Source organism: Bacillus sp. FSL K6-1000, from assembly GCF_038630785.1.
Taxonomy (GTDB): domain Bacteria; phylum Bacillota; class Bacilli; order Bacillales; family Bacillaceae; genus Bacillus; species Bacillus safensis.
Genome location: NZ_CP152042.1, coordinates 2,267,680 through 2,281,122, shown reverse-complemented (window position 1 = coordinate 2,281,122; position 13,443 = coordinate 2,267,680). Strand labels below are relative to the sequence as shown.

At 40.9% G+C, this 13,443-nt stretch carries 14 protein-coding genes; all 14 read left to right on the top strand.

Features of this window, described 5'->3' with window-relative positions:
• The first annotated feature begins 10 nt into the window (after positions 1-10).
• The 14 genes from yqfD to MHI46_RS11675 all read left to right on the top strand — a co-directional run bounded on the left by yqfD (position 11) and on the right by MHI46_RS11675 (position 13,412).
• Positions 11-1,201, top strand: a complete 1,191-nt coding sequence (gene yqfD / locus MHI46_RS11740) for a sporulation protein YqfD (RefSeq protein ID WP_064497618.1) — start codon at positions 11-13, stop codon at positions 1,199-1,201.
• 3 nt (positions 1,202-1,204) lie between these two features.
• Positions 1,205-2,164, top strand: coding sequence for a PhoH family protein (locus tag MHI46_RS11735; protein WP_024423023.1), 960 nt, complete (start codon positions 1,205-1,207; stop codon positions 2,162-2,164).
• Positions 2,165-2,302: 138 nt separating this feature from the next.
• Positions 2,303-4,390, top strand: coding sequence for an HD family phosphohydrolase (locus tag MHI46_RS11730; protein WP_186304651.1), 2,088 nt, complete (start codon positions 2,303-2,305; stop codon positions 4,388-4,390).
• Positions 4,391-4,870, top strand: coding sequence for an rRNA maturation RNase YbeY (gene ybeY / locus MHI46_RS11725; protein ID WP_059374604.1), 480 nt, complete (start codon positions 4,391-4,393; stop codon positions 4,868-4,870). It abuts the gene before it with no gap.
• Positions 4,848-5,234 (top strand): diacylglycerol kinase family protein, encoded by a 387-nt coding sequence (locus MHI46_RS11720; protein WP_048238914.1) that lies wholly within the window; start codon positions 4,848-4,850, stop codon positions 5,232-5,234. The genes ybeY and MHI46_RS11720 overlap by 23 nt, the downstream gene beginning before the upstream one ends.
• 113 nt (positions 5,235-5,347) lie before the next feature.
• Complete coding sequence (locus tag MHI46_RS11715; RefSeq protein ID WP_008356263.1) at positions 5,348-5,746, top strand: cytidine deaminase; 399 nt, start codon at positions 5,348-5,350, stop codon at positions 5,744-5,746.
• Positions 5,739-6,644 carry a GTPase Era gene (gene era / locus MHI46_RS11710; RefSeq protein WP_007501305.1) on the top strand — a complete coding sequence of 302 codons (906 nt, stop codon included), beginning with the start codon at positions 5,739-5,741 and terminating at the stop codon, positions 6,642-6,644. Before MHI46_RS11715 ends, era begins: the two co-directional genes overlap by 8 nt.
• Positions 6,645-6,792: 148 nt before the next feature.
• Positions 6,793-6,936: a YqzL family protein gene (locus MHI46_RS11705; RefSeq protein WP_003217288.1), complete on the top strand. Its 144-nt coding sequence runs from the start codon at positions 6,793-6,795 to the stop codon at positions 6,934-6,936.
• Between the two features lie 35 nt (positions 6,937-6,971).
• On the top strand, positions 6,972-7,742 hold the full coding sequence (gene recO, locus MHI46_RS11700; protein WP_059374606.1) for a DNA repair protein RecO: 771 nt from the start codon (positions 6,972-6,974) through the stop codon (positions 7,740-7,742).
• A 329-nt stretch (positions 7,743-8,071) separates the two neighbouring features.
• On the top strand, positions 8,072-8,959 hold the full coding sequence (glyQ, locus tag MHI46_RS11695) for a glycine--tRNA ligase subunit alpha (protein WP_012010611.1): 888 nt from the start codon (positions 8,072-8,074) through the stop codon (positions 8,957-8,959).
• Positions 8,952-10,997, top strand: coding sequence for a glycine--tRNA ligase subunit beta (glyS, locus tag MHI46_RS11690; RefSeq protein ID WP_260774288.1), 2,046 nt, complete (start codon positions 8,952-8,954; stop codon positions 10,995-10,997). Before glyQ ends, glyS begins: the two co-directional genes overlap by 8 nt.
• Before the next feature lie 167 nt (positions 10,998-11,164).
• The gene (locus MHI46_RS11685) at positions 11,165-11,803 is read left to right on the top strand and encodes a helix-turn-helix transcriptional regulator (RefSeq protein WP_039180035.1); all 639 of its coding nucleotides are present in this window, start codon (positions 11,165-11,167) and stop codon (positions 11,801-11,803) included.
• Between the two features lie 25 nt (positions 11,804-11,828).
• Entirely contained in the window at positions 11,829-12,650 is an 822-nt protein-coding gene (locus MHI46_RS11680; RefSeq protein ID WP_008342399.1) for a pyruvate, water dikinase regulatory protein, read from the top strand.
• A gap of 261 nt (positions 12,651-12,911) precedes the next feature.
• On the top strand, positions 12,912-13,412 hold the full coding sequence (locus MHI46_RS11675; RefSeq protein ID WP_260774285.1) for a YaiI/YqxD family protein: 501 nt from the start codon (positions 12,912-12,914) through the stop codon (positions 13,410-13,412).
• Positions 13,413-13,443: the final 31 nt, after the last annotated feature.

Sequence of the window (13,443 nt, the reverse complement as noted above, 5' to 3'; positions counted from 1 at the left end):
GGGGAGAAGCGTGAAGAATAAATGGTTCGGCTATTTTATTGGCAGAGTGGAAGTGGAGATCAAAGGAAATGGCATTGAGCGGCTCATCAATGAGTGCACGAGGCAGGGGATCACAATGTTACAAGTGAGCCGCCGTCAAGACAGCGTGCGCTTATTTATTCGCCTATCAGATGTACATGCCTTCAGAAAAGTACGCAGACATCATGACGTGACATGTTCATTTCATCAAAAAAAGGGTTTTCCGTTTCTACTTCTTTGGTCAAGGAAGAATATCGGATTTACCCTTGGGATTGTATGCTTTCTAGTGACGATATTGGCGCTTTCAAACATGGTATGGAAAATTGATATTAAAGGAGCCAATCCAGAAACTGAACATCAAATGAGAAAGCATTTAGACGACATTGGGGTGCAAAAAGGACGTTTTCAGTTTCTAATGGGAACACCTGAAAAAATTCAAAAATCCCTGACAACCAATATTCAAAGTATCACATGGGTCGGCGTTGAACTAAACGGCACAACCTTTCAAATGAAAGTTGTGGAAAAAAATGAACCAGAAAAAGAGAAATACACGAGTCCTCAGCATATCGTCGCCAAGAAAAAGGCTGTCATCACGAGAATGTATGTAGAAAAAGGGGAGCCGCTCGCCGCGGTTGATGAACATGTAAAGAAAGGACAGATGCTTGTCTCTGGACTCATTGGCAGCGAAGATCAGCAGAAAACGGTAGGAGCCAAAGCGAAAATCTATGGTGAAACGTGGTATCGTTCTGAAGTTTCTGTCCCTCTTCGAACATCTTTTGACGTCTTTACGGGTAAAATGAAGACAAAGCACAAGCTCTCCGCATTTGGAGGCTCACTGCCATTTTGGGGCTTTTCTTTTAAAAAGGATGATTTTAAGCAGCCAAAAACAGAAACAGAAGTTCATCCGCTTCATTTCTTAAACATGCAGCTCCCATTCTCTTATGAAAAGGAAATCACACGTGAAAGTGAGAAAATAAATCGAGAATACACAAATAAAGAAGCGGTTCAAGCAGGGATTAAAATGGGTAAAAAAGAATTAGAAGAGAAGCTAGGTCAAACAGGAGAGGTGAAAAGTGAAAAAGTTTTGCACGAGACAACAGGGAATGGTAAAGTTAAGTTAATCATCCTTTACCAAGTAATAGAAGATATTGTTCAACCAACACCTATTGTTCAGGGAGACTAGAGAATGACAGAACATTTACTTGAGATTCAACAAAAATTGGATAGTCCAAACGAAGCGATTGCTTTATTTGGCAATCAAGATGCTTATCTGAAACTAATGGAAAACGAGCTGAACGTCTCCATTATTACGCGTGGAGAAAAAGTGTATGTTTCTGGTGAGGAAGCATCAAGAGATACAGTAAGCCGTTTGATCACATCTCTTTTACATCTCATCCGTAAAGGAATCGAGATATCTGAACGGGATGTCGTCTATGCCATTAAAATGGCGCAAAAAAACAAGCTGAATTATTTTGAGAATATGTATGAAGATGAAATTACGAAAAATGCCAAAGGAAAGTCGATCAGGGTGAAAACAATCGGCCAGCGGGAATATGCTGCGGCGATGAAAAAAGATGACCTGGTCTTTGGAATTGGACCAGCTGGTACAGGAAAGACGTATTTGGCAGTCGTCAATGCGGTACATTCATTGAAAAATGGACATGTGAAACGGATTATCCTGACAAGACCAGCTGTTGAAGCAGGAGAGAGTCTTGGCTTTTTACCAGGCGATCTAAAGGAAAAAGTAGATCCTTATTTAAGACCACTATATGATGCCTTGCATGATGTGCTTGGCAGTGATCATACGGAACGTTTAATCGAGCGCGGCGTGATTGAAATAGCACCCCTTGCCTATATGAGAGGCCGGACGCTTGATGATGCATTTGTTATTTTAGATGAAGCGCAGAATACAACACCTGCCCAAATGAAAATGTTTTTGACGAGACTTGGGTTTGGTTCTAAAATGGTCATTACAGGAGATATTACACAGATTGATCTGCCAAAGGGCATGCAATCAGGTCTTGCGGCTGCAAAGGACATGCTTGCAGAGATCAAGGGCATCTCATTTATTGAATTAGACCAGACAGATGTGGTCAGACACCCGCTTGTGGCGAAGATCATTGGCGCATACGAAAAGCAAAAATGAACTGAGTGACCCGATCGTCTTCATCGGGTCATTTTGTTTCGATCGTGGTTTAAAGTAAAAAAGGAGGTACTTTCCTTGAGAAAGAATCAAAAAGGCAGTAAGCGCAAAAGACTGCTGTCTAAAAAAGAACCTCAGAAAATGGAGCGCTCACGTTATTTAAATGTTTTGCTGTACGCTGCTTTAGCAGCCATTTTATTCGTGGTCCTCTTCTTCCATGTAAAGCCTGAATCGCTCGACTTAGATTTATTTTCTGTGAGCGAACAGACCATCTATTCTCCGTCAACCGTTGATGATCAAGAAGCGACAGAAGAAAAGAAACAAGAAGCAACAGATCAAGTGGAAGATCAATATACGCTCAAAAAAGCGTATTCTGATAATCGTGTAGACCTCATCTCATCCCTCTTTGAAGCCATTAAAGAAGAGAAGAAAGCAGCTGATGATAAAGAGAAAGCGCCATCAGATCAAGAAATGGTCAAGCGTGTCAAAGAAAAGCTCACAACAGATATGCAGGAAGCTGTTTCGGATCAATCCATCAAAGCACTGCTTCAGGCAAGTGATGAGAATCTCTCATTTACTAAAGATTCCATCATCACAGTGGTGAATTCACTGATGAGTAAAGAAATCACAGCAGCGAAACTACAAGATGAGAAAAAACAAGTCAAAACAGAGCTTGAAAATAATTCGATTCCATCAAAATACTTAAATGCAGCGAAAGAAATCGGTGAATTTGCGATCATCCCAAACTATGTATTTGACCCAGTGGCAACAGAGAAGAAAAGACAGGAAGCGGCTGACAATATTCAGCCAGTGCAAATTAAGCAAGGGCAAATCTTAGTTGAAGAAGGAGAGCTCATCGACCGGGAAGTTTATCGCAAATTAGAACTCACGGGTCTATTAAACAGCTCAAATTTATTTAAGCCTGTAAGTGGTCTTTTCATATTAATTGGCCTGTTCTTAGCAGCGATTATTCATTCCCTTGAATCGAGAAAAAAGTCGCTTGTCCATAAGAATAAGTCATTACTGCTCTATTCGCTTATTTTTACGATTATTTTAATGATCATGGAAGTGTTCAGTCTCTTCCAGGAAACGAAATATACAACGATAGGCTATGTTGTGCCAGTGGCACTTGGCACGATGCTGATCAAACTGCTCATTAATGAGCGGTTAGCAATCTTCTCCGGTCTTGTATTTGCTCTTTGCGGCAGTATGATGTTTAATCAAGGAGTAACCGGCGTCTTTAACTATGTGATCTGCGCCTATTATCTGATGAGCGGGATGGCGGGTATTTTATTTTTAAGAAAACATAATGCAAGATCAAAAATATTGCAGGCTGGGCTTTTGGTGGCCTTGGTGAATGTACTTGTGGTTTTATCCATTACACTGATCCAAAACTCTTCACCATCAGGGCTTGAAATCGGTGTGAACCTCATAATGGCGATAGTGTCAGGGTTTGCATCATCTATCTTGGTCATTGGGTTAATGCCTGTTTTTGAGAGCATGTTTGGCATTCTTTCCACAATGAAGCTGATTGAATTATCTAACCCAAATCATCCGCTCCTCAAAAAGATTTTAACCGAGACACCAGGTACATATCATCATAGTGTCATGGTGGCGAATTTAGCGGATGCTGCATGTGAAGCAGTCGGTGCAAACGGTCTTTTAGCAAGGGTCGGCGCTTATTATCATGACATTGGAAAAACGAAAAGACCGCAATACTTTATCGAAAACCAAATGAACATTGATAATCCGCATGACAAGCTTTCTCCTCAGCTGAGTAAAAATATTATTATTGCCCATACGACAGATGGCGCTGATATGCTGAGAGAAAAGAAGTTTCCTGAAGAGCTTGTCGACATTGCAGAACAGCATCACGGAAAGTCTCTTTTAAAGTTCTTTTACTATAAGGCAAAAGAGCGTGATGATCAGGTGACAGAAGAAGAATTCCGTTATCCTGGTCCAAAGCCGCAATCAAAAGAAGCAGCGATTATTTCTGTGGCTGATAGCGTTGAAGCGGCGGTTCGTTCCATGCATAATCCAAATCCAGAGCGGATTGAAAAGCTTGTCAAAGGCATTATTTCAGATAAAATGCAGGACGGGCAATTTAGTGAATGTGACCTGACATTTAAAGAATTAAATATTATTAGCCAAACGATTTGTACAACATTAAAGGGGATTTTCCATTCTCGGATTGAATATCCAGATGCCCCGAAGCAGAAGGTGAAGTAAATGACATTGTTAATCGATTTAATAGATGAAACAGGACAAGTATCAAAAGAGCAGCTTGAAGAAGTGGAAAAGCTTCTTCAGTTTGCTGCAGACGAACTTGAGGTCAAGGATCAAGCGGAAGTATCAGTGACGATCGTTTCGAATGAAGAAATTCATCAAATCAATAAAGAATACCGCGGAAAAGACGCACCAACGGATGTGATCTCCTTTGCACTTGAAGAAGAAGGAGAAGGGGAGATTGAAATCATTGGAGCGGATGATATCCCGCCTGTACTTGGTGACATTATCATTAGTGTGGATCGAACGAAAGAGCAGGCGGAGGAATATGGACATTCCTTTATGAGAGAGCTTGGATTCTTAACGATTCATGGCTTCCTCCATTTGCTCGGGTTTGATCATATGACAGAGGAAGATGAAAAAGAAATGTTCGCCAAACAGACAAAAATCTTGGATGATTATGGCCTTTCGAGATCATCGTAAGAAAAGAAGGCCGCTCGCCCGTTTTTTTCGGAGTTTTTACTATGCATTTAGAGGAATATGGCGAACTTTCTTAAATGAACGGAATTTTCGATTTCACACAGTCGCAGCCATCATCGTGGTGATCTGCGGCTTTTGGTTCCGCATTGAACCATTTGAATGGCTGATCGTTCTTCTTCTATGCGGGGGGATGTTTGCGCTTGAACTTGTCAATACAGCCATTGAACATACAGTGGATCTGATGACAGAAGAAAGGCACCCGCTTGCAGAGAGAGCGAAGGACGCTGCGGCAGGCGCTGTTTGCGTTTACGCCGCGATTTCGGTTATGATTGGATTGATCATCTTCTTACCGAAGATCATGCAATAGAACAATATTACTATTTATTAACATTTTTAGAAATGGGCGTGAAAATGTCACGTGAATTATGTAAAATATAAATGTGACAGTGGTACCATTTCTTCTGAAAGTGGGAACTAGGAATGAACAAACAAGAGTTGATTTCAGAAGCAATCAAAGCAAGAGATTTTGCATATGTACCCTATTCTAAATTCAAAGTCGGTGCAGCATTACTGTCGAATGATGGAAAAGTGTATGGTGGCTGCAACATTGAAAATGCAGCATATGGTATGTGTAATTGTGCGGAAAGAACAGCACTTTTTAAAGCCTATTCAGAAGGCATTACATCTTTTCAAATGTTAGCAGTGGTGGCTGATACAGACCGGCCTGTTTCGCCGTGCGGCGCATGCAGACAGGTCATTTCAGAGCTATGTGCACCTGATATGCCAGTGATTCTAACGAACTTAAAAGGACATATATACGAAACAACAGTAAACGAACTATTGCCAGGAGCATTTTCACCGGAGGATTTAAATGACTAACGAAAGCTTCAAATCAGGATTTGTATCAATTATTGGAAGACCAAATGTAGGGAAATCAACCTTTCTTAATCGTGTTATTGGACAAAAGATCGCCATCATGAGCGATAAGCCCCAAACGACGCGAAACAAAGTGCAAGGTGTCCTGACAACGAACACATCACAAACGATCTTTATCGATACACCGGGGATTCATAAACCTAAGCATAAGCTTGGTGATTTTATGATGAGGGTGGCTCAAAATACACTGAAGGAAGTCGACCTGATCTTATTTATGATCAACGCACAGGAAGGCTATGGCAAAGGTGATGAATTCATCATTGAACGACTAAAGCAAACATCTACACCGGTGTTCCTTGTCGTGAATAAAATTGACCAAATTCATCCAGATGAACTGTTTCTTTTAATTGATGAATACCGTACACGTTATCCATTCAAGGAAATTGTGCCAATTTCAGCTCTTGAAGGAAACAATATCGACACGCTTCTTCAGCAGATTGAAGGTTATCTTCCAGAGGGCCCTCAATTTTATCCGGCAGATCAAGTAACAGATCATCCAGAACGGTTTATTATTTCTGAATTAATTCGTGAAAAAGTGCTGCATTTAACGAGAGAAGAGATTCCGCACAGTATTGCGGTTGCGATTGAATCGATTAAGCCAGATGAAAATGGCAAGATCCATGTCGCGGCAACCATTGTCGTAGAACGTGATTCGCAAAAAGGGATCGTCATTGGTAAACGAGGCAGCTTGTTAAAAGAAGTGGGACAAAAAGCGCGCAGAGATATTGAAGCACTTCTAGGCTCAAAAGTGTATTTAGAGCTTTGGGTCAAAGTTCAGAAGGACTGGCGTAATAAATCCACTCACCTTCGTGACTTCGGATTTAGAGAAGACGAATATTAAAAAATCGCTGCATTTGTCAGCAAATCTGACAATGGTGCGGTTCGATTAGTAAAAATTGTTTATCATGAAATGGAGGTAGCCTGGTCAAGATAAAATTAATATGTTGGATGTAGCGTTGCTGCTTCTAATAAAGAAAGGTGGGGTTTTTATGTTGAATTTTACATGGAACGTATTTTCACAAACAGGAAGCGTTGACACGTATCTGCTTTTCAAAGAGTTAGAAAAGGAGAACCTGGAAAGACCCGATGTACTTGAAGAAGAAATAGCACGATTTGATTTTCCAATCTTATAATTCTTGACCCCCTCCAGCGCTCGGAGTGTAGACAAATGCTCATTAAAAGTGAAGGAATCGTCCTTAGAACAACAGATTATGGCGAAACAAACAAAATTGTCACGCTGCTCACTAGAGAACATGGAAAAATTGGCGTAATGGCAAGAGGCGCAAAAAAATCAAACAGCCGCCTGTCAGCCATAAGCCAGCCGTTTTTATACGGCACCTTTCTTATCCAATCATCAACAGGACTTGGAACGCTCCAGCAAGGCGAAATGATTGAAAGTATGCGGGCCATTCGGGAAGACTTATTTCTGACCGCATATGCCGCATATATGACGGAATTGATTGATAAAGGGACAGAAGAAAAAAAGCCAAACCCTTATTTGTTTGAGCTTCTGCTTCAATCTCTGCGTCATCTCAACGAAGGCACAGATGCTGATATTATTTTATTTATCGTAGAGGTTAAAATGTTATCAGTGATGGGGATGAAACCTGAACTTGATCAATGTGTTCACTGTGGTCAAAAAGAAGGGCAGTTCCATTTCTCGATAAGAGATAACGGCTTCATTTGCCAAAATTGTTTTTCGAAAGATCCATATAGACTGCCCTTATCCCCCGCAGCTGCAAGGCTGCTACGTTTGTTTCATTATTTTGATTTATCAAGGCTTGGTCAGGTTGATGTGAAGCCTCAGACGAAACAAGAAATTCGTCAAGTGCTTGATCACTACTATGACGAATATTCCGGCCTCTATTTAAAATCAAAAAAATTCATGAATCAGATGGAATCCATGAAAAAGCTAATGGGTGACGAAAACAAAAGTTGACATCTCCCATGACTTTTTGTAAGATCATCTAAGATAAAATATGTTGCATTGATAGAAAGAAGTACTTACGTAAAATCCATAAAAGCGACCTTAGGGCGGTGTGAGCTAAGGATGGAGGCGTAACGAAAGGCATTCTTGAGCAACGTAAAACAAAGCGGCTGGATGCTACGACACCAGCAAATAGGGTGGAACCGCGGGAAAAACTCTCGTCCCTATGTTTGCAAAGAACCTTGCGAGCATAGAGACGGGAGTTTTTGTGTTCTTTTACAAGGTTCTAATCCCACCCGCCATACATAGCGGTTGGTGTAGAAAAGATGGAGGTGCGATCATTGAATATTCAAGACATGATTTTGACGCTGCAAAAGCATTGGTCAAATGAAGGCTGCGTATTAATGCAGGCGTATGACACAGAAAAAGGTGCCGGAACGATGAGTCCATACACGTTCCTCAGAAGCATCGGCCCAGAGCCTTGGAAGGTAGCATATGTAGAGCCTTCAAGACGCCCAGCTGATGGCAGATATGGAGAAAACCCAAATAGATTGTATCAGCATCATCAATTTCAAGTGATCATTAAGCCATCACCTGACAATATTCAAGAACTATATCTTGAATCATTGAAAGCACTTGGCATTGACCCGCTGAAACATGACATTCGTTTTGTAGAAGATAACTGGGAAAATCCATCTCTTGGCTGTGCAGGACTTGGCTGGGAAGTATGGCTTGATGGGATGGAAATTACGCAATTCACGTATTTCCAACAAGTCGGCGGCTTAGAATGTAAGCCCGTTTCTGTTGAAATCACATACGGTATTGAACGTCTTGCTTCTTACATCCAGGACAAAGAAAATGTTTTCGATCTTGAATGGACAGACGGATTTACGGTCAGAGATTTATTCTTAATGGCTGAATATGAGCACTCTGTTTATACATTTGAAACATCTAATACTGACATGCTGTTCGAGCTATTTACAACCTATGAGAAAGAAGCACACAGTCAAATGGACAAAGGACTTGTTCACCCGGCATACGATTATGTCCTCAAATGCTCTCATACATTTAACCTGCTCGATGCAAAGGGCGCTATTTCTGTGACTGAGCGAACTGGTTATATCGGAAGAGTGCGTCAGTTAGCAAGAAAAGTAGCCAAAACCTATTATGAAGAACGCGAAAAATTGGGATTCCCTATGCTAAAAGAGGAGGCGGCTTCTCATGAATAAACAAGATGTATTACTTGAAATCGGCTTAGAAGAGATGCCGGCTCGTTTCATGCCAGAGAGCACAAAACAGCTAGGTGAGAAAGTAAAAGCATGGTTTGAAACGCAAAATATTTCATTCGAAGAGACTGCTTTATTCAACTCACCAAGACGTCTTGCTGTACTTGTGAAAGGTGTCGCAGAAAAACAAGAAGACATCAAAGAAGAAGCAAAAGGCCCAGCTAAAAAGATTGCCCAAGATGCTGAAGGCAATTGGACAAAAGCTGCTGAAGGCTTCGCCCGGGGCCAAGGTGCTTCAACAGATGATCTCTATTTCAAAGAGATCAAAGGAGTGGATTATGTCCATGTCCAAAAGTTTCAAGAAGGGAAGCAAGTCAAAGACCTTCTCCCAGCGTTAGGTGAGATCGCTGCTTCATTAAGCTTTCCAAAGAACATGAGATGGGGAAGCGAAGATTTGCGCTATATCCGTCCGATTAAATGGATTGTTTGTTTATTTGGACAAGAGATTGTACCTGTTGAAATTGCTGGGGTGAAAAGCGGCCGTGAAACAAGAGGACATCGTTTCCTTGGTACGACAGCCAGCATTGACTCACCTGCTTCTTATGAACAAACTTTGCGCGATCAATTTGTGATTGCAGACTCAGATAAAAGAAAACAATTAATTACTGAACAGCTAAATGCGCTATCTTCAGAAAAAGGCTGGGTCATTCCTGTTGATCCTGAACTTCTAGAAGAAGTGAACGATCTTGTAGAATATCCAACTGTGCTGTCTGGTTCCTTTGAAGAGGAGTTTCTTGCATTGCCGGAAGAAGTATTGGTGACAACAATGAAAGAGCATCAACGCTACTTCCCTGTGAAAAATGAGCAAGGAGAATTATTGCCGCATTTTATTACAGTCAGAAATGGAAACAGTGAGGCGCTGGAAAATGTCGCAAGAGGGAACGAAAAAGTACTTCGCGCACGTTTATCAGATGCTGCATTCTTCTATAAAGAAGACGAAAAACTAGTGATTGAAGACAATATTAAAAAGCTTGATAAAGTGGTATTCCATGAGAAACTTGGAACAATCGGCGACAAGCTGAAGAGAGTGACAGACATTGCAACCCGTCTAGCGGCGCATGTCGGAGCAGATGACGAAACAACAAAACGCGTGGCTAGAGCAGCAAGTATTTCGAAGTTTGACCTTGTGACTCAAATGGTCTATGAATTCCCTGAATTACAAGGAATCATGGGTGAGAAATATGCAAGAGCTCTTGGTGAACATGAAGAAGTGGCAAGAAGCATTAACGAGCATTATATGCCGCGCTTTGCTGGTGATGAGGCGCCGTCTACTTTGATTGGTGCAATTGTGGCAGTAGCAGATAAGCTCGACTCTATTTGTTCATTCTTCTCAATCGATGTGATCCCTACAGGTTCTCAAGATCCTTATGGACTTAGAAGACAAGCGAGTGGTATCGTTCAAATCCTGCTCGACCGTCATTGGAATATTTCATTTAAAGAGCTGTTAGCACTTGCTCAAGTAAAGACAGAACATGAAGCTGCTCTAATTGAATTTTTAACGCATCGTTTAAAATATGTTCTTCAAGCAGAGCATATCCGCCATGATGTTGTTGATGCAGTGCTTGATGTTGAAAATATTGAGCCATATGCAGTCGTCAAAAAAGCAGCTGTTCTTGAAGAGAGTGTAAAACAAGAAAGCTTCAAAGAAACGGCTGAAGCATTGGGACGCGTCATTTCAATCAGTAAAAAAGGCGAAGACACAGAGATTCAGCCTGAACTGTTTGAAAATGAACATGAGCAAAAGCTGTTTGAGGCGTATCAGCAAGTAGAGAAAGCTGTCAAGGAACATGTAGCAGCAGGACAATACAGCTTGGCACTTGAGGCACTGGATACGTTAAAAACACCGATCGTTCATTATTTCGATCACACAATGGTTCATGCGGATGATGAAAAACTGAAGCGAAATCGGTTGGCACAGATGGTCAAACTAGCCAAAGTGATTCAATCATTTGCGAATATGAACAATTTAATTGTAAAATAAATACCTAAGAACGGTTGCCTTTTCCGAAGGGCAATCGTTTTTTACTCATTTAATTCACGGTTTTTGAGTGGATTTTTGTTTCATTCGGACAAAGATGCGCTATAATATGATGAGTTATGAAAATGATATACATAAAATAAAGATTTCGCTCTCTCTATTTAAAGGTGGTGAGTACAATCGAGTTAAATAAACGGCAAGAGCAGATTTTACAGATTGTCAAAGAGAATGGTCCGATCACTGGAGAGCATATCGCCGATCGGCTGAACTTAACAAGGGCGACCCTCAGACCGGATTTAGCCATTTTAACAATGTCAGGCTTTTTAGAAGCAAGACCAAGGGTCGGCTACTTTTTCACAGGAAAAACAGGCACGCAGCTTCTCGCAGATAAGCTGAAAAAACTTCAAGTGAAAGACTTTCAATCCATTCCAGTGGTGATACATGAGAATGTTTCGGTTTATGATGCGATTTGTACGATGTTTTTAGAGGATGTGGGCACATTATTCGTTGTGGACGATCACTCTATTTTAACAGGCGTGTTATCAAGAAAAGACCTCCTTCGCGCAAGTATAGGGAAACAGGAGCTTCCATCTATCCCTGTCCATATTATTATGACAAGAATGCCGAACATCACCGTTTGCCGCAAAGAAGATTTCATTATGGATGTGGCGAAGCACTTGATTGAAAAGCAAATAGATGCACTTCCTGTGATAAAAGATACGGAAAAAGGCTTTGAAGTGGTCGGAAGAATTACGAAAACAAACATGACGAAAATACTTGTCAGCTTATCGGAGAACGAAATAATCTAATGACAGAAGACTGCGAGGGGATGTTATGAGTAATCGCGTAATTTTTGTGGTATCAGATTCAGTAGGAGAAACGGCAGAGCTCGTGGTCAAAGCGGCACTTAGCCAATTTGATGGCGGCTCATCAGACCATTCAAATATTAGAAGAATCCCGTATGTAGAAGATGTTGGTACGATTAAAGAAGTCATTTCACTGGCGAAAGCAGATAATGGGATCGTCTGCTTTACTCTTGTTGTGCCAGAAATGCGCCAATTCTTAATCGAGGAAGCAGAAGCAAACGGTGTCGTTTATTATGACATCATCGGTCCACTCATTGATAAAATGGAGACGGCATACGGAAATGAAGCGAAACATGAGCCGGGTCGTGTACGTCAATTAGATGAGGACTATTTTAAAAAGGTAGAAGCCATCGAGTTCGCTGTGAAATACGATGACGGCAGAGACCCAAGAGGTATTCTAAAGGCTGATATTGTGCTCATTGGTGTATCACGCACGTCCAAGACACCATTATCTCAATATTTGGCGCATAAACGGCTGAAGGTAGCGAACGTACCAATTGTACCTGAAGTTGATCCGCCAGAAGAGTTATTTTCAGTTGATCCGAAGAAATGTATCGGTTTGAAAATTAGTCCAGACAAACTAAATCATATTCGCAAAGAGCGTTTAAAATCTCTTGGTTTAAATGATCGCGCTATTTATGCGAACATTGAGCGGATTAAAGAGGAACTAGAGTATTTTGAAAAAGTGGTTGACCGTATTAACTGTCAAGTCGTTGATGTATCGAATAAAGCAGTTGAGGAAACGGCAAATGTCATCCATCAAATGCTGACCAAAAGAGGTTCCGAATAAACTCAGGATGCTCCTCCTGGGTTTTTCCTATGGTGGGAAACGGGTAAACAAAAACAATAGCATATTTGCTGCATTTGTATTATAATAAAAAATTGTGATAAAATGATTGATTTTAGGTTTAAGTTAAGTCAAGAACGAATAAACTAATATTGGCAGAAGTCAAGTGATTCTGAACATAACTTTTCGACAAAATGAGTTTTACTGTTGATTGCTTTATGGGGGAAAAGTATGGTCTTTTTGCTTCTCTAAAGCAGGAATAAGGTGGAGGGATGGAGAATTAGTCACCTGAATGAACGTAAAAAAGAGAGGACGATTTATGTCGATGCAGATGCTTGTCCTGTAAAAGACGAAATCCTTTCTGTCGCATCTCAATTTCAAGTACCAGTGACATTCATTGCTTCATATGAGCATTTTCAAACCAAAAGATCTTCACTTGAAGATTGGCGGTTTGTAGATACACATAAGGAAGCAGCGGACTTAGTCATTGCCAACTCAGCTGCCGCACATGATATTGTCGTCACCCAAGACATTGGTCTTGCCTCCTTACTGCTTCCGAGACAGGTCATTGTTCTGTCTGAAAGAGGACGAATGTACACAAACGAAACAATTGATTTTGATTTGGAACGCAGGCATGTTTCCAGCAAACAGCGAAGAAAAGGTGTATACGGAAAAGGTCCCAAAAAGCTTTTAGAAGAGGATAAGAAGCGATTTATGGCGCAACTACAAAAAATCCTGTCGAATCATGAAGGATTTTTAAATTAAAAGGCGAATAATGTACGACGGAGTGTTATTA